The sequence below is a fragment of the Pseudobutyrivibrio sp. LB2011 genome (assembly GCF_000701765.1).
In the GTDB taxonomy this organism is placed as follows: domain Bacteria; phylum Bacillota; class Clostridia; order Lachnospirales; family Lachnospiraceae; genus Pseudobutyrivibrio; species Pseudobutyrivibrio ruminis.
Map to the genome: position 1 here is coordinate 1 of NZ_JNJS01000007.1, position 21,466 is coordinate 21,466.

Below are 21,466 nucleotides of genomic sequence, written 5' to 3' on the forward strand. Positions count from 1 at the left end.
GATAAGGTAGATAGGTTCAAGGTGTAAGTGCGGTAACGCATTCAGCTGATGAATACTAATAGATCGAAGGTTTATTCTAAAAGGAAGATGTGTAGCGAATTTTCGGAAACTAAGTTTTACTGTGTGAAGTTTTGAGGTTGCTATAAGAGAAGTAGCAAGCAAGAGCTTGCTTTTTTCGTAGAGAAACCACTATTTGGGGGCGTAGCTCAGTTGGGAGAGCACCTGCCTTGCAAGCAGGGGGTCAAGAGTTCGAATCTCTCCGTCTCCACTAAAGTTCTTGCTAAATGCAAGAACTTTTTGTTTGCCTAAGATAGAAAAAATAATGTGAAAATTTTGTGATTTTTCTATTGAAAGCGACTAGATATTGTGTTAATATTTACTAGTCGCGTGGGTGAGGGACTCAAATCAATTTTGGGTTTTTCGCTTACGATTTAGGGGATTGGTCAAATGGTATGATAGGGGTCTCCAAAACCTTTGGTGGGAGTTCGATTCTCTCATCCCCTGTTACTAAAAGCCTTGGAAGATATACTTCCAGGGCTTTTTTCGTATATAAAACAGTGATAAATACACTACTTAATTAATTGAATGTGTAAAAACAAAATGATATAATAAACTAAAATAGTCAGAAAATTCAATTTATAATTTTCTTAAGGGTTTTTACTATATTACGTGCAAAGGAGAAGGGATTATGCTTGCTACATTGGTACCACTGTTTTACGAAGATATGTCAGTTGCATCATATTGCTTATATGCGCAGAAGGAGAACTTATATCAACATCCCCATTTACTAGGCGCAGGAAAATATGATGGTGCTGGCGCTATCGTAGGAATTGAAGTTTTTGATAGTGTTTCGGAGGATGATCTTGTTGCTAACTGCAGCATAATTATTCCTATTAATAATATTTCATTATTTTCTAATATAGAACAACAGTTGACTGGCTTTGATGGAAGAATAGTTTTACTGGTTGATCAGACTATTAAGCCAGAAGAATCATATAATAAACGTTTACTTGATTTGAAAAGTAAAGGTTTCAAGTTGGCTATGAAGGATTTGCCTCTTGCTAACATTGATGACTTTAAGTTTATGCTAAACGATTTTGATCTATTCCTTATTAATAGCGATGCTGGAGATGTTGTTGCTCAGGCTAAGGAGTTTAGAAAAGTTATTCCTGATATGGACTTTTGCGCAGAGAATCTTCATAGCAAGGAAGAATTTGATGCTGCTAAAGAATCTGGTCTATTCAAAATTTTCGAAGGTACTTTCTTTAGAGTTCCAATTAATGAACAAGATACAGAGGTTTCGCCTATTAAGATTAATTACATGAAGTTGATGACAGTTATTAATCAGCCAGATTTTAATCTTAGCGATGTATCGAATGTTATTGGACAAGATCCAGCTCTTTCTATTGAGTTATTGAAAATTGCTAATAAGCTTACAGTAAATTCTAATATTAGATCCATTGCTCAAGCTACAGCACTTTTAGGACAACGCGAGATTAGACGTTGGCTAAATACAACATTATTTAATGGTTTAGCAGCTGGTAAGCCAAATGAGATTACACGACTATCATTAGTTAGAGCAAGATTTGCAGAAAATCTGGCACCTGTATTCGATTATGCTATGAGAAAAGATGAGCTTTTCCTAATGGGACTGTTTTCTCTACTTAATTTGATACTAGATATGCCTATGGAAAAGGCATTAGAGCAAGTTGGCGTTAGTAATGAGATAAAGAAGGCTTTAGTAGAAGATGATGGCATCTTTTCACCTCAGCTTGAATTCTTACTTAGCTATGAAGCTGGTGATTGGCAGGAAGTTTCCAGATTAATGGTTCTTCATGATATTGAGATGCATGATGTGTACGATGCATACGTGGAAGCCTTGAAATGGTATGGCAATATGTTTATTTAGTGACTTTGTACTCATTTAAATACAAATTTACAAAAATTTAATAATTTGGACACTAAATCAATATAATTTGTCAACATGGAAACTTGCTTGTAAAAATATCGCACAAACACCGATAATAAGGCTTTTTATGGAAACTAAAATTTAAAAAAGTGTTCAGATAATCTTCACATAGCAATTTTTTATAAAAATCAAAAAGTTACTGCACGAATTGATAAGTGTGTGACAAAAATTGCATTGACAGTATTTATAAATGATGTTATAAAATATCAAGTACGTTACGGAAGACGTATTGTAGTAAATGGATTTTGGTTTTTATAGGAGTTGATTTAGTTTATGAAGTTTAAAATTAGACTTGAGAACACACAGGATGCAGAAGAGTTTGTTACAGCAGCTGCTAAGTGTGGCGGCGATGTCGACCTTCATAGCGGAGTAGTTTATATCGATGGTAAGTCCCTTCTTGGAGTACTTGCAATGGGTATCAAGAGAGACATGGATGTCTATGTTGCAGATCACATCGAACCATCTTTTAAAAACGCTGTTAAGAAGTTCGTTGTTGCATAGAATAGAATAAGGTATAATAACCCTGTGATTATCACAGGGTTTTTTATTTATGAAAGTATCGAGATTAATAGCTCCAGAGGGAGAAAAAGCACAAATAAATATTTCGGTTCGCAACTTAGTCGAGTTTCTTCTTAGAGAAGGAGATATCGATGACAGAAAAGGGTCTGTAGATCCTTTTGAGGCGATGCAAGCAGGAAGTAGGATCCATAGAAAAATTCAAAGTTCTATGGGTCCATTTTATAGTGCTGAAGTTCCACTTAAATTCCAGATTGAATATGAAGACTATATTCTTGGACTGGAAGGGAGAGCTGACGGTCTTGTTTTAGATAGAGACGAATCTGGAAATGTTGTTACAGCCACAGTTGATGAAATAAAAGGAATGTATATGGATGTAATGACATTTGAAAAGCCTGTACTTGTTCATGAAGCTCAAGCTAAATGTTATGCATATATGGTTGCTTCTGAATATAGTCTTGAGACAATCGAAGTGCAGATGACTTATGTTAGCTTGGAGACAGAAGAGGTTAAGTATTTTAATCATGTCTATACTTATGAAGAAATAGAAGAGTGGTTTTTAACAATTGTTGGTATATTTAAGAAATGGTCTGATTTCCTATATTATCATAAGATGGAGCTTCTAGAATCTGTTCAAGGTTTGGAATTCCCTTATGAATACAGAGATGGACAAAAGAAACTTGTTAGTGATGTATACAGAAGTATATATAGAAGAAAGATTTTGTTCATGCAGGCTCCTACAGGCACAGGAAAAACTATCGCCAACGTTTATCCTGCAGTAATGGCCCTTGGGCAAAATCTTGCAGAGCGTGTTTTTTATCTTACAGCTAAAACGGCTACTGCAATCGCAGCTAGGGATGCATATAGTCTTTTAGTGGAAAAGGGATATGAAGGCAAAACAATCATGTTGACAGCAAAGGAGAAAATGTGCCTTTGCGATGAGGCTGATTGTAATCCGGATTATTGTCCTTATGCCAGGGGACATTTTGATAGAATTAACGACGTTATATATGAAGTAATTACTAAGGAGACGGTAATAACAAGAGATGTTATTCTTGGCTATGCCGAAGAATACGTAGTTTGTCCATTTGAACTGGCACTAGATGTTAGTACGTGGTGTGAAGGCATTATCTGTGATTACAACTACGTGTTTGATCCAAATGTATATTTGAAGAGATTTTTTGCTGAAGGCAAAGGTGGCGAGCACATTTTTCTTATTGATGAAGCTCACAACATGGTTGATAGAGCAAGAGAGATGTACTCTGAAACTCTCATCAAGGAAGAAATTCTTTCTATAAAAAGGTATGCTAAACCTGTCAGCAAGAAATTAGTTAATGCATTGGAAAAATGCAATAGGATTATGCTGGAATATAAGCGTGAGTGTGATCACGATATAACAGTGCTGGATGATGTTGATATGCTTTTAAATGCTTGTGACAATCTTCAAATGATATTGGAACAACTATTTAAAAAAGAAATCAAATTTGGAATATATCAGGATGAAGTATTAGATTTCTACTTCAGATTGAGAAACTTTACAGCCTTGGCGTATCAACAGGATAGTGATCACTATCGTATATACTGTGATTTCGATGAGGATAAAAACTTCAATCTTCATTTATATTGTATTGATCCATCTGCACAGTTGCAGGACAGGCTCCGAATGGCCAGGGCAACAGTATACTTTAGCGCGACATTACTTCCTATCGATTATTACAAGGATTTGCTTTGTAATGATAAAGATGTGTATGCCATATATGTGGATTCGGTATTTGATCAAAAGAACCGTCTTTTGATGTTAGGTACAGATGTTACCAGCAAGTACACAAGACGAGGTGATGATGAGTATCTGAAATTTGCAACTTACATCAATACTATCGTAAAAGCGAAGCAGGGAAACTATATGGTTTTTGGTCCTTCTTACAAGTTTTTGGAGGATATACAAAGCAAATATAGTGACATAATGGGTGATGTTGATGTAATAGTTCAACAGCAAAATATGACAGAACAAGAACGAGAAGATTTCCTGCTGGAATTTGAAAAGAAAAGAGACAAATCAATGGTAGCGTTTTGTACTCTTGGAGGGATTTTTTCAGAAGGTATAGATTTAGTTGGCGGAAAGCTTATTGGTTCTATAGTACTTGGGGCAGGGCTTCCACAGGTGGGCAACGAGCGAAAGCTTATGTCTGATTTTTTTGATGAGAATGGCAAAAATGGATTTGAGTATGCCTATTTGTATCCTGGTATGAATAAAGTAATCCAGGCGGCAGGACGTCTTATCAGAACCAAAGACGATGTGGGAGTTATTGCATTGCTTGATGAACGCTTCAGGTTTGGAAGCTATAGAAAAACATTTCCAAGAGAATGGAATGATGCTACATTCACATCTGTAGAAAGTGTGGAAGAGCAGGTTAAAGGATTCTGGAAAGATAAGGAATAAAACTTTCGTTAAAAAGTAACAAATTTAATTAAAAAAATAGACTGAAAAAGTATTAGGACATGTGAACAAATTGTGATATACTATCTACAACTGTGGGGTGTGCGAGGTTTTGTACACCCTGCGATACAAAATAAATATCACGGAGGTGTAAAGTGGGCAAGGTAAGAAGAGTTTACGTTGAGAAAAAACCACAGTTTGCAGTATCTGCTAAGTCACTGTATTCCGAAATAGGAAGTTACTTAGGCATCAAGGGTGTTACAGGAGTCAGGGTTCTGATTCGGTACGACATTCAGGATGTTTCTGATGAGGTCTTTAAAAAAGCGGTAAAGACGGTATTTTCGGAGCCACCTGTTGATGATGTTTATGAAGAAACATTTGATTACAATGGCAGAGTTTTTTCTGTTGAGTTTTTACCAGGTCAGTTTGACCAGAGAGCTGATTCTGCGGAGCAGTGTCTTAAACTTCTAAATGAGGATGAGAATCCTACTATTCATACAGCAACTACCTATGTAATTGAGGGTAGCATTTCTGACGATGAATTTAATGCTATAAAATCACATTGTATTAATCCAGTTGATTCTAGAGAGACTTCACTTGAAAAGCCAGAGTCTCTATCTAATAATTTCGATGAGCCAGCCGACGTCAAGACTTTTGACGGATTCATTTCTATGGCTGAAAATGATTTACGTAATTTATATGATTCCTTAAATCTTGCTATGACATTTAAGGATTTCCTTCACATTCAGAACTATTTTTCCAATGAAGAACACAGAGACCCTACTGTTACAGAAATCAGGGTATTAGATACATATTGGTCTGATCATTGTAGACATACAACATTCTCTACAGAGTTAAAGAACGTTACTATCGAAGATGGTTATTACAAAGCTCCTATTCAGGCAACTTTTGATGATTATCTTGATAACTTCAAGATTCTTTATAAGGATAGAGATGATAAGTTTGTATGCTTAATGGATTTGGCACTTCTTGCTATGAAGCGTCTTAAAGCAGATGGCAAGCTTGATGATCAGGAAGAATCTGATGAGATTAATGCGTGCTCAATCGTTGTACCCATTAATGTAGATGGAACAGATGAAGAGTGGCTTATCAACTTTAAGAATGAGACACATAACCATCCTACAGAAATCGAACCATTTGGTGGTGCTGCAACATGTCTTGGCGGTGCAATCAGAGATCCACTTTCAGGACGTACTTATGTATATCAGGCAATGCGTGTTACAGGTGCTGCTGATCCAACAGTTTCAGTAAAGGATACAATCGAAGGAAAGCTTCCACAGAAGAAGCTTGTTCGTGAAGCTGCTCATGGATATAGCTCATATGGTAACCAGATTGGTCTTGCTACAGGATATGTAAAGGAAATATATCATCCAGATTATGTTGCAAAGCGTATGGAGATTGGTGCTGTTATGGGTGCTGCTCCAAGACGCGCAGTTCAGAGATTGAATTCAGATCCAGGAGATAAAATCATTCTTCTTGGTGGACGTACAGGACGTGATGGAATCGGTGGTGCTACAGGTTCTTCAAAGGCTCACAATACAGAATCTACTGCAGTATGTGGTGCTGAGGTTCAAAAGGGTAACCCACCTACAGAAAGAAAGATTCAGAGACTTTTCAGAAGAGAAGAAGTTTCATATATTATCAAAAAGTGTAACGACTTTGGTGCCGGCGGTGTATCAGTAGCAATCGGCGAGCTTGCTCCAGGACTTACAGTTGATCTTGATAAGGTTCCAAAGAAGTATGCAGGTCTTGATGGAACAGAACTTGCTATTTCAGAATCACAGGAGAGAATGGCTGTAGTTGTATCACCAGCTGATGTTAATAAGTTCTTGCAGTATGCTGCAGAGGAAAACCTTGAAGCAATTGAGGTTGCAGTTGTTACTGAGGAGCCTAGACTTGTTCTCAACTGGAGAGGTAAGGAAATTGTTAACCTTTCAAGAGCATTCCTTGATACGAATGGTGCTCATCAGGAGACAGATGTATATGTAGAACTTCCTGATAGCAATGATAAATACATCGATAGAATTGGTATCGAAAAGGTAGCAAAGGACATTGAGAATAATGATTTAAAGGCTGCTTGGCTTGATACACTTGCTGATCTCAATGTTTGCTCACAAAAAGGTCTTGTTGAGATGTTTGATGGCTCAATTGGAGCTGGCTCAACACTTATGCCTTTCGGTGGTAGATATCAGCTTACAGAAACTCAGGCAATGGTTGCTAAGGTTCCTGTTGCAGATGGAAATACAGATGCTGTTACAATGATGGCTTATGGCTTTAATCCATATGTAAGCTCTTGGTCGCCTTACCATGGTTCACAGTTAGCTGTACTTGAGTCAATCTCACGTATCGTAGCTACTGGTGGTGATTACAAGAAAATCAGATTCACATTCCAGGAATACTTCCGCAGAATGAGCGAAGATCCAAAGAGATGGAGCCAGCCATTTGCTGCACTCCTTGGTGCATACAAGGCTCAGATGGAGTTCGGTCTTCCTTCTATAGGCGGTAAGGACTCTATGTCAGGAACATTCAATGAAATCGATGTTCCTCCAACACTTGTATCATTTGCAGTTGATGTGGCAAAGCAGCAGGAGATTGTTACTCCAGAGTTAAAGGAAGCAGGAGATAAGCTCTTCTTACTTAGAATTCTTCGTGACAATTATGACCAGCCAAATTACAGTCAGGCAAAGGTTGTATTTGAAGTAATCAGACAGATGGTAGAGCTTGGAAACATCAAGGCTGCATATGCTCTTGATGCATACGGATTAGTACCAGCTGTTTCTAAGATGGCCTTTGGTAACAAGCTTGGTGTAAAGCTGGTTGATGAATGCCAGAACGGATTATTATTCGGATGTGTAATTGGCGATATCGTAGTTGAAGTTTCAGAGGATGGCGCACTTGCTATCATTCAGGAGCTTGAAAAGAGAGGATTCTCTGATTGTGGCTACGAAGTTGGTGAAGTTACAGATGATGCAACATTCACATACAAGGATGTAAAGATTTCTATGGATGAGGCTCTTGGAGCATGGACAGGAACTCTTGAAAAGGTATTTAAGACACGCAGTCATGAAGATACATCTCTTGTAAATACAGAGCTTTACAAGGCTAAGAACTTCTACATTAGCAAGAATAAGATTGCAAAGCCAAGAGTATTTATTCCAGTATTCCCAGGCACAAACTGTGAATACGATTCAGCTCGTGCCTTTGAAAAGGCAGGCGCAATCACAAATGTAAAGGTATTCAAGAATCAGAATGCCGAGGACATCAGAGAATCAGTAGATGAGTTTACAAGAGCAATTGCTCAGTCTCAGATTGTTATGTTCCCTGGTGGATTCTCAGCTGGTGATGAGCCAGAGGGTTCAGCTAAATTCTTCGCAACTGCATTTAGAAATGCAAAGATGAAGGAAGCTATAACAAATCTTTTAGAAAATAGAGATGGTTTGATGTTAGGTATCTGTAATGGATTCCAGGCTCTTATCAAGCTTGGTCTTGTACCTTACGGTGAAATCCATACACAGTCAGCAGATTCACCAACTCTTACATACAACACAATAGGACGTCATATTTCTAAGATTGCCTATACAAAGGTAGTCAGCAACAAGTCACCTTGGCTTGCAGGTGCACAGCTTGGAGAGACTTATTGTTCACCAGCATCTCACGGTGAGGGACGTTTCGTTGCTTCAGAAGAGTGGATTAAGAAGCTCTTTGAAAACGGACAGGTTGCTACTCAGTACGTAGATGAAAATGGTAACCCTACAATGGATGAGGAATGGAATATCAACGGAAGCTACTATGCAATCGAAGGTATTACAAGTCCAGATGGTAGAGTATTTGGTAAGATGGCTCATGCAGAGCGTAGAGGTAGTGGCGTAGCACTTAACATTTATGGTAATCAGGACATGAAGATTTTCGAATCTGGTGTGGATTACTTCCGCTAAAATAATCGTAAATCCAAGGTATCTTCTATACCTTGGATTTTTATAAAAATTTAAATGAGCTTTACAAAATAGTTCTTATTTTTTCAATGAATATAGTGATAACGATATTGAAAAAATAATAGAACTATTTGGAAAGCGGACTATAAAAAGGGTAGAAAAGAGGAAAGATGAAAGCATTTTTGATTTTGGAAGATGGCACAGTATTTGAAGGCACAAGCATAGGATCTACCAGAGAGGTCGTTAGTGAGATTGTTTTCAATACTTCTATGACTGGATATTTGGAAGTTCTGACAGATCCTTCTTATGCAGGCCAGGCCGTATGCATGACATATCCACTTATTGGTAATTACGGTATTACAGATGATATGGAAAGTGGCAGACCATGGCCTGATGGATTTATTGTTAGAGAGCTTAGTAGAATTCCATCAAACTTCCGCTGCAAGGGCACAATTCAGGATTTCTTGGTTAAGCACAATATCACTGGCATTTCAGGTATCGACACACGTGCTCTTACAATAATCTTACGCGACCGCGGAACAATGAACGGAATGATTACTACAAATGAGCACTTTAATTTCGAAGAAATCAAGCCAAAGCTTCAGGCATATAGAACTGGGGATGTAGTTTCAAAGGTTACTTGCCAGGAGAAGACAGTTCTACCAGGAAACGGAAAAAAGGTGGCACTATTAGATTTTGGTGCAAAGAGAAATATTGCAAAGTCTCTTATTGATAGAGGATGTGAGGTTACTATTTATCCTGCCCACACTCCTGCAAAGGAAATCCTTGCAGCAGAGCCAGACGGTATTATGCTTTCAAACGGACCTGGCGATCCAAAGGACTGCGGGCCTATCATTGATGAGGTTAAAAAGCTTTATGACAGCAATGTACCAATTTTTGCAATTTGCCTTGGACATCAGCTTATGGCACTTGCAACTGGTCTAGATACTCACAAGCTTAAGTACGGACACAGAGGTGGCAACCATCCTGTAAAGGATTTGGAGACTGGCAAAGTATACATTTCATCACAAAACCACGGTTATGTAGTTGATACAGATGGACTTGATGAGAAAATTGCAGTACCAGCATTTGTGAATGTAAACGATGGAACAAATGAGGGACTTAAGTATACAGGAAAGAACATTTTCACTGTTCAGTTCCATCCTGAGGCATGCCCAGGACCACAGGACAGCGGATATTTATTTGATAGATTTATTAAGATGATGGGAGGAGAGCAGTAATGCCAAAGAGAAGTGACATTAAGAAAGTAATGGTGATTGGCTCAGGTCCTATCGTTATTGGACAGGCGGCAGAGTTCGATTATGCTGGAACACAGGCATGTCGTTCACTTAAGGAAGAGGGAATTGAGGTTTGCCTTGTAAACTCTAACCCTGCCACAATCATGACAGACAAAGAGATAGCAGATCAGGTTTATATTGAGCCTCTTACAGTAGACGTTTTAAAGCAGATTATTATTAAGGAAAAGCCAGATTCACTTCTTCCAACACTTGGTGGACAGGCTGGACTTAACCTTGGTATGGAGCTTGCAGAGAGCGGCTTCCTCGAGGAGCAAGGAGTTAAGCTTATCGGTACCACAGCTGAGACAATCTTTAGAGCCGAGGATAGACAGGCATTCAAGGATACAATGGAAAAGCTTGGTGAGCCTGTTGCAGCATCACTTGTTGTAAACACAGTTGAGGATGGTATCAAGTTTACTAACACAATCGGCTATCCAGTAGTACTTAGACCTGCTTATACACTTGGTGGTTCAGGCGGTGGTATTGCAAACAACCAGCAGGAGCTTGTAGAAATTCTTACAAATGGTCTTCGTCTTTCGCGTGTCCATGAAGTTCTTGTAGAAAGATGTATCGCTGGATGGAAAGAAATCGAGTACGAGGTAATGCGTGATGCCAACGGCAACTGCATCACAGTATGTAACATGGAAAACATCGACCCAGTTGGTGTACATACAGGTGACTCAATCGTAGTTGCTCCTTCACAGACACTTGGCGACAAGGAATATCAGATGCTTCGTACATCTGCACTTCGTATTATAGATGAGCTTGGAATCACAGGTGGATGTAACGTACAGTATGCGCTTCATCCAGAAAGCTTTGAGTACTGTGTAATCGAGGTAAATCCACGTGTATCTCGTTCATCAGCACTTGCATCAAAGGCAACAGGATACCCTATTGCAAAGGTAGCAGCAAAGATTGCTCTTGGTTATACACTTGATGAAATCCCAAATGCAATCACAAAGAAGACTTATGCATCATTTGAGCCAATGCTTGATTACTGCGTAGTAAAGATTCCAAGACTTCCATTTGATAAGTTCATCACAGCTCAGCGTAAGCTTACTACCCAGATGAAGGCTACTGGCGAAGTAATGTCTATATGCAACAACTTTGAGGGTGCCCTTATGAAGGCAATCCGCTCACTTGAGCAGCATGTAGATTCGCTTCTCAGCTACGATTTCTGCGATATGACAGATGAGGAACTTAACGAAGCACTTAAGGTTGTTGATGATAGAAGAATTTACTGTATCGCTGAAGCTCTCAGACGTGGAGCATCTTACGAGACTATTCACAATATCACAAAGATTGATATGTGGTTCATTGATAAGATTAAGATTCTTGTTGAAATGGAGCTTAGACTTCAGCAGGAAGAGCTTACAGTTGAACTTCTTAAAGAAGCAAAGAGAATTGAGTTCCCAGATAGCGTAATTGCACACTTGAATGGAAAGATGACTGAGGACGAGGTTCGTCAGATGCGTTATGATAACGGCATTGTGGCTGCTTATAAGATGGTTGATACATGCGCAGCAGAGTTCGATGCCATGACACCTTACTACTACAGTGTTTACGGAAGCGAAAACGAAGCTGTAGAGACAAAGGACAGAAAGAAGGTACTTGTACTTGGTTCTGGTCCTATCAGAATCGGTCAGGGTGTTGAGTTTGACTACTGTTCAGTTCATGCTACATGGGCGTTTGCAAAGGAAGGCTGGGAGACAGTCATCGTAAATAACAACCCAGAGACAGTTTCAACTGACTTTGATATAGCAGATAAGCTTTACTTCGAGCCTCTTACAAATGAGGATGTAGAGTCAATCGTAAATCTTGAGAAGCCAGACGGTGCTATCGTACAGTTCGGTGGTCAGACAGCTATCAAGCTTACAGAGCATCTTATGAAAATCGGCGTGCCAATCCTTGGAACAAAGGCAGAGGACGTAGATGCAGCAGAGGATAGAGAGCTCTTTGATGAAATTCTTGAGCAGACACAGATTCCACGTGCTGCCGGCGGCACAGTATTTACTGCTGAGGAAGCAAAGGAAGTTGCAAACAGACTTGGTTATCCAGTACTTGTTCGCCCATCTTATGTACTTGGTGGACAGGGAATGCAGATTGCCTTTAATGATGATGAGATTGAGAAATTCATGGATATCATCAATCAGATTGCTCAGGATCACCCAATCCTTGTAGATAAGTACTTACAGGGAAAGGAAATTGAGGTTGATGCCATCTGTGACGGTGAAAATATCTTAATCCCTGGTATCATGGAGCATATTGAGCGTACTGGTATACACTCAGGTGATAGTATCTCAGTATATCCTGCTCACACAATCAGCCAGGATATTAAGGACAAGATTGTAGACTATACAGAGCGACTTGCAAAGGCACTTCACGTACTTGGAATGATTAATATCCAGTTCATCGCCATGGACGGAGAGGTTTATGTAATCGAGGTAAACCCACGAAGCTCACGTACAGTTCCATACATCAGTAAGGTAACAGGTATTCCAATCGTAGACCTTGCTGCAAAGGCAATTCTTGGTCATAAGATTACAGAAATGGGATACAAGCCAGGCCTCCAGCCTGAAGCTGACTACATTGCAATCAAGATGCCAGTGTTCTCATTCGAGAAGCTACGTGGAGCTGAGATAAGCCTTGGACCAGAAATGAAGTCAACTGGTGAGTGCCTTGGTATTGCAAAGACATTTGAGGAAGCTTTATACAAAGCATTCCTTGGGGCCGGTGTGGTTCTTCCAAAGCATAAGCAGATGATTATTACTGTAAAGGATGCTGATAAGCCAGAGGCTCTTGAGGTTGCAAAGAGATTTGAGAAGCTTGGATACAAGATCTACGCTACACGCTCAACTGCAAAGTATCTGCAGGATGGAGGAGTAGATGCACTTCAGGTAAACAAGATTTCACAGGAATCTCCAAACGTAATGGACCTTATCCTTGGTCACAAGATTGACCTTGTTATCGATACACCTACACAGGGACACGGAGATAAGACAAGAGACGGATTCCTCATTCGCCGAAATTCTATCGAGACTGGTGTTAACTGTATCACAGCAATCGATACTGCAGTAGCACTTGCTACATCACTTGAAAGCGCAACTACAGAATATACACTTGTGGATGTGGCTAAGATATAAATATATGATTGATTTAAAGCTATCTTGCATTGATATGCAGGATAGCTTTTTTTATTGCTTGACATAGTTAGGATTGGGATGTATATTAAAAATACAAATTGGACACAATTTAATAGTGCATTTAATAGTCTGTGATTCAGGAGGTAAATTATGGTAGCAGTTAGATATTATTCTAAATCAGGAAATACAAAGAGCCTTGCAGAGGCAATTGCAAAGGGCGCAGGTGTAATCCCTATCTCAGTAGATGAGGATAGCGCAAAGATTACTGAAGACATCGATGTTTTATTCATCGGTGGCGCATTATACGCTTATGGACTTGATAAGGTAATGAATGATTATTTAGCAGGAATCGATGGTAAGAAAGTTAAGAAGGCAGTAGTATTTTCAACTTCTTGGATTTCAAAGCATTCTATTGATTTAATTAAGAAGGCACTTAAGGAAAAGGGCATCGAAGTTGCTGATGAGACTTGCTATGTTAGAAATAAGCCAAATGATAAGCAGCTTGCAGAGGCAGAAGAATTTGCTAAGAAGTTTATATAAATTGAAAAAAGGCGTGAATTAAGATTAATAAAAGGATGCTATCTAGTGTTATACAGGTGGCATCCTTTTGTTGTTGTTTTTGGGGCAGTGTTAGAAGTTTTTTTAGGCCTTGTACAGTTATTTTTACCTAATATCGGAAAATAACTGTATTCTAATGCCCTCAGAGTGAACTTGATTTTTGAAAATACAGTTTTTTTGACAGAGTTTTAAATAAAAACTGTATGCTAATATTTGCGATACAGTTTTTTTCAGATGAAATGTATTAAAAACTGTATCAGCGGAATAGTGATAAATGTTACGTACAGTTATTTTAAAGAATTGTATCAAAATAACTGTCATATCAAAAAAATGAATAATTCATGTACAGTGATTTTTTACTGTGTTAGGAAAAAAACTGTACTAACTAGTTCTGTAAAATCATATTCAGAAAGAAGAGCAGCAAGTGGACAGAGATTATGGTATACTTTAAAATAAATGTGGATTATTTGCAAAATTTAAGAAAAGTGTTGACCTTCTACCTTATGGAAGGTTTATATTTCAAGCATAGACAAGGCCAAGTCTCAATATTAACTCGGGAGGGATGACATGGAAACAGTATCTTTAGCATCTATTATAGGGATGTGTTTTACACTATTAATTTCATTTGGTTTGCCAATAGGATTATTGCTATATGCAATGAACAAGCTAAAAGCAAAAATGATTAGCTTTTGGATAGGAGCTGCTACATTTGTAGTATTTGCTCTTGTGCTTGAACAGCTGTTGCATATAGGAATGATTAATCAGTTTGGTGAAGCTTTAACTGGAAATATTCTTATAAAAGCCATCTATGGTGGCCTTGCAGCTGGAATCTTTGAAGAGGTTGGTCGTTTCATATCAATGAAATTGTTTATGAAGCGATTCCTTAATAAAGAAAATGCATTTATGTACGGTGTTGGTCACGGTGGAATTGAGGCTATGATTATAGTTGGCATGACTACAGTATCAAATCTGATTAGCGCTTATATGATTAATACTGGATTAATGGAGAAATCTTTGGAGTTATTTGACAGCGATATTAAACAGCAGACTATTGATCAGCTTACAGTTTTATGGACTACTAGCCCAGTGGATTTTTACATGGCTGGAGTAGAGAGAGTCGTTGCCATTACATTACATCTGTCACTTTCCTATATTGTTTATAGGGCAGTCAAAGACGGAAAGATTCAGCTACTTTTCTTATCAATTGCATTACATGCCTTTGCAGATTTTGTAACTGTTTTGGTGGCAGGATATGCACCGGTTATAGTAGTGGAAATTGTATTGATTGTATTAGTTTCCATTATTGCAGTAGTTGTTTATAAGAAATTTTCTGCTGAGCAGACAATTGCCATAGGAGAATAATTTATGGTCGAAAAAGTTTATAGTACCAGATGCGGGAATATTCGTTATTGGATAAATACTAATGGTGAGTGTCAGGATAAACAGCTAGTGTTTTTACCTGGGTTAACTGCAGATCACAGATTATTTGATATGCAGATTGAGTGTTTTGAAGGGAAGTATCCTGTGTTTGTATGGGATGCACCAGCTCATGCCACTTCATATCCATTTGATATGGATTTTTCCTTGGCGGATAAGGCTACTTGGTTAAATGAAATCCTTGTGGAAAATGGTTTCGATAAGCCTGTTATCATAGGACAGTCTATGGGTGGATATTTGGGTCAGATGTTTATGCAGCTTTTTCCTAATAAAGCGGTGGGGTTTGTATCCATTGATTCCGCCCCATTGCAAAAGCAATATTATACAGGAATTGAACTATGGCTACTTCATAGAATGACTCCGGTATATCGCTATTATCCATGGAAAACTCTTTTACGGCAGGGAACAAATGGGGTGGCAACCTCTGAATATGGACGTGCCTTAATGAAGGAGTTTATGATGACCTATGACGGTGACCAGGAAAGATATTCACGTCTTGCAGGCGGTGGCTATAGGATTTTGGTAGAGGCTGTGGAAGAAGAGCTTCCTTATGAGATTGCTTGCCCTGCCATGCTTATATGTGGCACAAAGGATATGGCAGGCTCTACTAAAAGGTACAATAGAGCTTGGCATGCTCGCACCGGATTGCCACTTCATTGGATTGAAGGGGCGGGACATAACGCAAATACGGATAAGCCCGACGAAATTAACAGGCTAATAGAAGAGTTTTTGGAGACAGCATGAAGATTAATCAAGTAGAAGAACTAGTTGGAATTACAAAAAAGAATATTCGCTTTTATGAAGACCAGGGACTGATTAGTCCAGAGCGAAACAGAGATAATGGATATAGAGAGTATTCCCTGAAGGATGTGGAGCTTTTAAATAAGATAAAGCTGCTTAGAAGCTTAGATGTTCCGATAGAGGATATTCGTAAATTGGAAACAGGACAGATATCTATGACAGATTGTTTGGATAGCCACATATCTCTTTTTACGCATCGTCAGAAAGAGCTGGATATCATGAAAGAGATGTGTAAAGAAATCATAGAAGCCAATGTTCAGTTTGATAATCTACAGGCTGATTCTTATCTCGAGGAAATGAGGAGACTTGAGAAAGGGGGCGTTAAGTTTATGGATGTTAATAAAACTGATATTAAGAAGTCAAAGAGAGGCCCAATTATAGCAGCCACAGTAAGTATTATATTTTTCGTTGCTATGATTGCTTTTATTGGATGGGCCGAATTTACAGATCCTGAGACACCAATTGGATTTGTAATTGCTATTATAGTGTTATTTGGAGCAATGATTGTGGGAACACTTCTTGCTTTAAAAGAAAGATTAAAGGAAATAGAAGGAGGAGAAATAAATGAAGCTCGTAAGTATTGAAACAATTCCAGGACAGGAGTTTGCGGTAATCGGTGTAGTAAAGGGAACTATCGTACAGTCTAAAAACTTTGGTAAGGATTTCATGGCTGGTATGAAGACACTTGTTGGTGGTGAGATTAAAGGCTATACAGATATGCTTGTTGAAGCCAGACAGATTGCTACAAAGAGAATGGTAGATGAGGCTGAGCAGCTTGGGGCAGATGCTATTGTAGGAGTGAGATATGCTTCGTCATCTGTTATGCAGGGAGCAGCAGAGGTACTTGCCTATGGAACTGCAGTAAAGTTCTTGTAAAACACTATGAGCCGGAAGATAAAACTTCTGGCTCTTTTTATATCTATGATGTATAATTGTGCAAAATTTAAATTTATTCTAATGGAGATACGCTATGTCATATTTAATTAAAGACACTACAAAAGAAGAAAGAGAGCAAATTGTAAAGGAATCTCTTGGAAATATCGAAGCAAACTGTGATGGATGTATGGCAGGCCTTGCTGAGATGTACGAGGATTACATAGAAGGAAAAAAGGAGCTTCGAGATATTAACATGGAATTCAATGCCAGATATGTAAAGGATGACAACATGGAAGGCAGAGATGGCAGAAGCTGCGTAATGTAGGAGGACAAATGACAGATTATAATTTACTAGCAGACCAGATTAAATCACTTGCAGAGGATGAGCCAAACTTTATCCCTGTTCTTTCAAATGCATCAGCACTTATATATGATGCTATGGAGGATTTAAACTGGGCAGGATTTTATTTGATGAACAAAGGCTCACTTTTACTTGGACCTTTCCAGGGAAAGGTTGCATGTATTAGAATAGCACTTGGCAAAGGTGTGTGCGGCACTGCAGCAGGTAATGATGAGACTTTGGTGGTACCAAATGTACACGAGTTTCCAGGACATATTGCATGCGACTGCGCTTCTAATTCAGAGATTGTTGTTCCTATTCATAAGGATGGCAAAGTAGTGGGCGTGCTTGATATTGATAGTCCAAATCTTAATAGATTTTCAGAGGACGATAAGCTTGGATTAGAAAAGTTTGTAAAAGCTTTAGAAGAAGTAATTACCTTTGAATAAAAAATGAGTCATAATTACTCAACCTATAGTAAAATAGGTTGAGTAATTTTTTTTATATTTTTTGTAAGATACAAATCTAATTCCTGTCTATATAGATGTAAGGCCTACAAATAACAATTCGAAGGGAGCAAATATGAGAGACGAGGAGATAATAGAGTTATATTTCAATCGTAATGAACGTGCAATTGAAGAGACAGATGTTAAGTATGGCAATTATCTGGCATCTATAGCAGGAAATATTTTAAAGTGTCCAGAGGATGTGGAAGAAGCTTTAGATGATACATATATGAAGGCATGGAAAAGAATTCCGCCAACAAGACCTCAGATTTTGAGAATCTTTTTAGGGAAGATTACTCGTAACATTGCATTTAATAAATACGAGAATATGACAGCGAAAAAAAGAGGCGGTGGAGAAATAGCGGAAGTACTTGATGAGCTTGAGGAATGTATACCAGATTCAAGTGATGTTGAAGGCTCAATTCTTGGGGCAGAGCTTTCGCGTATTATCAGAGATTTTGTAAATAATCTACCAGACAGGGAAGCTTATATTTTCTCATGTAGATATTTTTACACAGAGGATATCAGTACAATTGCTAAAAAGTTTGGAATGACTCAGAACAACGTATCAGTGACTCTTAGTAGATTAAGAGGAAAGCTACAGAGCACATTAGTAAGGGAGGGATATTTAGCATCATGAGAAGTAGAGATTTGTATTTAAGTATGGTTGGAATCGACGATACAGTATTAGTAAAAGCATATAGATATTCGGAGGGAAAAAAGGTTGTAAAATTTCATAAGAGATTATCATTTGTTGCATGTATTTGTTTTGCTCTTCTAGCAACAGCCACAGCTGCAGCAGCCATACATCATTTCTGGGGAAGAGGAATGAGTGGTGCCCTAAAATCTTCTGATGTGCAGCAGCAGACTTTAACTGAACAGGGACAGGCTATCGTATATCCTGAGCTTGCTGATTATTCTTCATATCAAGTGACAGATCAGGGAATCACTATAGCTCCTGACACAGTAGTTGCCGATGATAAATTTGCATATGTATCATTTAAAGTTTCGGGATTTAGCATTTCTGATAAAGAAGAGCCAGGGGTAGATGTAGATTATTATTTAGGTGATGAGAAAGATTCAGAGTCTTCATGGGTAAGTGGAAGCAGCTACTTCTATGATGGAATTATAATTGATGATAATGGCATGGGTGTTTATGAGGATGGATCGCCACTTGAGCAGGATGGATTTATTGGTCATTACTTGGATGAGAATGGAGATTTGGAATACGTAATCCAAATTCAGGCGGTAGATGGATTAAATACAATACCAGGAAATACCCTACATGTGGAATTTTCTTCACTTGGAATATATCCTGGTAAAGCCGAGTATGAGGCGCAAGTAAAAGGTAATTGGAGCTTTGAATTACAGCTTCCAACCACTAGCAACGCCCAGACAATAACAGTAAATAAAGATGTACCTGAAAGCAATTTTACAATCACAACTATAGATATATCACCTGTATCAATAACAGTGAACTATAAGGTTAATGGAAAGGTAGAGGCTAGTGAGGACGGCACCGGAATACCTGAATTTACAGGTTTTGTAATGAAAGATGGTACTAGACTTCCTTATGTTGGAAACGGAGGCTCTAGCGGATTTACAGATGATACTGAGGAATATGCAGTATGTGCAAGTTGCTTTGATAGAGTTATTGATATTTCTGAAATAAAATCCTTACTACTATGGCCAACAGATTGTGGTGGAGTTGATAAAGTTGAGATAGAAATACAGTAAAATCATAAATAAAGATATTAAAATGAGACATTCTTGGAAGAATGTCTCATTTTTTATAGAAAAAACACAAAATATATACAGTATCCATATATAATAGTATTGTTCGCAACATAAAAATAATTTGGAAAATAACTATATATACTGAAAGGAGTATTATATGGAAAAGTCTAAAAAGAAAGGATTCAATCTTCATTCTATATATGTGAAGATACTCGCACTGATAGTTATAAGTGTTGTTGCGTTTTTCGTACTCAACATTGCTTATATCATTCCAAGAGCAAAGGCTACTATCCAGAAAGTCAACGAAAACAATATGCAGGATTTGTCCACTCTATGCTCGGAAATTGTAGAGCAGGAAATTGCAGCGAAGGGACTTGAAGGAGTAGATTATGAAGTGCTTAAGCCTATTTTTGAAGGTAGAGGTTTAAATGGTATAGATTCTAGCTCTATTTATGTTGTAGATCAGGATGGCATTTTCTTGTATCACAAGAAGGAAGATAAAATCGGAACAGAGGTATTTAATGAGGATGTGAAAAATATACTGGCGCAAATACCTACAGGCTCATATGTTCCAAGCGGTATTATTCATTACGTAGATGAAAATGGCGTTGCTAAATATAGTTCATATCAGGTAATAGAGTCAGCTGGCTGGGTGACAGTTTGCGTGGCAAATGAGTCAGAGATTATGGCAGAGATTAACCAGATTAGAAATCTTGGAATTCTCTTATCTTGTATAGTTGGTGTGGTTGTGCTTATTATAGGTATTGTTGCTGCCAAAGGCATAACTGGACCAATCAAGATTATTACAAATATTATTGGTAGTGTTTCAAAGCTTGATTTCTCTTCAAGTGGTGAGTTGGAAGTTATTGAGCATAAGAAGGATGAAACTGGAACTATGGCTAGAGCTGTAGGAGAGATGGAAGAGAGCCTTCGAAATATAGTTGAGCGTATTGCCCATACTTCTGTTGATTTGGAAGGACATGCTCTTAGACTTAAGGATATTACCGCTGAAATCGATTCTGCTAATGCAGACAATTCAGCCACATCTGAGGAGCTTGCAGCTAGTATGCAGGAAACAAGTGCTACCACGGACGTAATCAGCGAAAGAACAGTTGCAATCAAAGAGAATGCTGATGCTATTGCTGATGAAGTTAGGGTCGGTGCAGACAATGCAAAAGAGACCAGAAAGAAAGCAAGTGCAGTCTATGATGAAACTGTTGCAGCCAAGGAAAAGACTGAAAGAATGTACGAAGAGATTAATGCACAGGGACAGGAAGCACTTGAAAAGTCAAAAGCTGTTGAGAAGGTTAATTCTCTTGCAGCGGCAATTCAGGATATTGCAAGCCAGACAAATCTCCTTGCTTTAAATGCATCAATTGAAGCAGCTCGTGCAGGTGAGGCAGGAAAAGGCTTTGCAGTTGTAGCTACAGAAATCGGTGGACTTGCAACTCAGTCTAGCGATACAGTTGCTGGTATTATGGAAATCGTATCTGAGGTTCAGAATTCTGTAGACTTAATGAATGAGTGTCTTACAAGAACACTTGGATATATAGAAAAAGATGTTGCAAACGATTATGATAGCTTCCTTAAAATGGCAGATAACTACAAGCTTGATGCAGAGAATTTCTCAGATGTATTAGGCGATATATCAGAAAAGATTGGAGAACTTCAGGAGTCTACCACTGCAATTTCTATTTCAGTTGATGAGATTTCTAAGACTGTAGGTGAGGCGGCAGAAGCGGTAACAACAGTGGCAGAAAAAGCAACTGATGTAGCAATGCTTTCTGACGGTGTTGTAAAGGTTGTAGGTGAGACAGAAGAAAACTCTAACGAGCTTAGAGATATTAAAGATTCATTTACAATTTAATGAAGATAATAATAAAACCAATCCCTGT

At 38.3% G+C, this 21,466-nt stretch carries 16 protein-coding genes and 2 tRNA genes; all 18 read left to right on the forward strand.

Features of this window, described 5'->3' with window-relative positions; translation table 11 throughout:
• Window positions 1-195 precede the first annotated feature (195 nt).
• Window positions 196-268 (forward strand) — tRNA-Ala (locus T375_RS08890).
• A 165-nt stretch (window positions 269-433) separates the two neighbouring features.
• Window positions 434-504 (forward strand) — tRNA-Trp (locus tag T375_RS08895).
• 184 nt (window positions 505-688) lie between these two features.
• Window positions 689-1,909, forward strand: a complete 1,221-nt coding sequence (locus tag T375_RS08900) for an EAL and HDOD domain-containing protein (RefSeq protein WP_044937571.1) — start codon at window positions 689-691, stop codon at window positions 1,907-1,909.
• Window positions 1,910-2,242: 333 nt separating this feature from the next.
• Window positions 2,243-2,470: an HPr family phosphocarrier protein gene (locus T375_RS08905; protein ID WP_044937573.1), complete on the forward strand. Its 228-nt coding sequence runs from the start codon at window positions 2,243-2,245 to the stop codon at window positions 2,468-2,470.
• A gap of 49 nt (window positions 2,471-2,519) precedes the next feature.
• Complete coding sequence (locus T375_RS08910) at window positions 2,520-4,925, forward strand: ATP-dependent DNA helicase (RefSeq protein ID WP_044937575.1); 2,406 nt, start codon at window positions 2,520-2,522, stop codon at window positions 4,923-4,925.
• A 152-nt stretch (window positions 4,926-5,077) separates the two neighbouring features.
• Window positions 5,078-8,878 (forward strand): phosphoribosylformylglycinamidine synthase, encoded by a 3,801-nt coding sequence (locus T375_RS08915; RefSeq protein ID WP_044937577.1) that lies wholly within the window; start codon window positions 5,078-5,080, stop codon window positions 8,876-8,878.
• Window positions 8,879-9,045: 167 nt separating this feature from the next.
• Window positions 9,046-10,116 carry a carbamoyl phosphate synthase small subunit gene (locus tag T375_RS08920; protein WP_044937579.1) on the forward strand — a complete coding sequence of 357 codons (1,071 nt, stop codon included), beginning with the start codon at window positions 9,046-9,048 and terminating at the stop codon, window positions 10,114-10,116.
• The gene (gene carB / locus T375_RS08925) at window positions 10,116-13,316 is read left to right on the forward strand and encodes a carbamoyl-phosphate synthase large subunit (protein WP_044937581.1); all 3,201 of its coding nucleotides are present in this window, start codon (window positions 10,116-10,118) and stop codon (window positions 13,314-13,316) included. The genes T375_RS08920 and carB overlap by 1 nt, the downstream gene beginning before the upstream one ends.
• Before the next feature lie 150 nt (window positions 13,317-13,466).
• Window positions 13,467-13,856, forward strand: a complete 390-nt coding sequence (locus T375_RS08930; protein ID WP_049960374.1) for a flavodoxin family protein — start codon at window positions 13,467-13,469, stop codon at window positions 13,854-13,856.
• 585 nt (window positions 13,857-14,441) lie between these two features.
• Window positions 14,442-15,236 carry a YhfC family intramembrane metalloprotease gene (locus tag T375_RS08935; RefSeq protein ID WP_044937583.1) on the forward strand — a complete coding sequence of 265 codons (795 nt, stop codon included), beginning with the start codon at window positions 14,442-14,444 and terminating at the stop codon, window positions 15,234-15,236.
• Between the two features lie 3 nt (window positions 15,237-15,239).
• The gene (locus tag T375_RS08940; RefSeq protein WP_044937585.1) at window positions 15,240-16,055 is read left to right on the forward strand and encodes an alpha/beta fold hydrolase; all 816 of its coding nucleotides are present in this window, start codon (window positions 15,240-15,242) and stop codon (window positions 16,053-16,055) included.
• Complete coding sequence (locus T375_RS08945; protein WP_044937587.1) at window positions 16,052-16,696, forward strand: MerR family transcriptional regulator; 645 nt, start codon at window positions 16,052-16,054, stop codon at window positions 16,694-16,696. Before T375_RS08940 ends, T375_RS08945 begins: the two co-directional genes overlap by 4 nt.
• Entirely contained in the window at window positions 16,677-16,988 is a 312-nt protein-coding gene (locus tag T375_RS08950; RefSeq protein WP_044937589.1) for a YbjQ family protein, read from the forward strand. Before T375_RS08945 ends, T375_RS08950 begins: the two co-directional genes overlap by 20 nt.
• A 94-nt stretch (window positions 16,989-17,082) precedes the next feature.
• The gene (locus T375_RS08955) at window positions 17,083-17,313 is read left to right on the forward strand and encodes a hypothetical protein (RefSeq protein ID WP_044937591.1); all 231 of its coding nucleotides are present in this window, start codon (window positions 17,083-17,085) and stop codon (window positions 17,311-17,313) included.
• An 8-nt stretch (window positions 17,314-17,321) separates the two neighbouring features.
• On the forward strand, window positions 17,322-17,777 hold the full coding sequence (locus T375_RS08960) for a GAF domain-containing protein (protein ID WP_044937593.1): 456 nt from the start codon (window positions 17,322-17,324) through the stop codon (window positions 17,775-17,777).
• Window positions 17,778-17,910: 133 nt separating this feature from the next.
• A complete protein-coding gene (locus T375_RS08965; RefSeq protein WP_044937595.1) occupies window positions 17,911-18,474 on the forward strand; it encodes an RNA polymerase sigma factor in 564 nt (187 codons plus the stop codon).
• Window positions 18,471-19,571, forward strand: a complete 1,101-nt coding sequence (locus T375_RS08970) for a DUF4179 domain-containing protein (RefSeq protein WP_044937596.1) — start codon at window positions 18,471-18,473, stop codon at window positions 19,569-19,571. The genes T375_RS08965 and T375_RS08970 overlap by 4 nt, the downstream gene beginning before the upstream one ends.
• A 157-nt stretch (window positions 19,572-19,728) precedes the next feature.
• Complete coding sequence (locus T375_RS08975; RefSeq protein ID WP_044937598.1) at window positions 19,729-21,438, forward strand: methyl-accepting chemotaxis protein; 1,710 nt, start codon at window positions 19,729-19,731, stop codon at window positions 21,436-21,438.
• The last annotated feature ends 28 nt before the right edge of the window (window positions 21,439-21,466 follow it).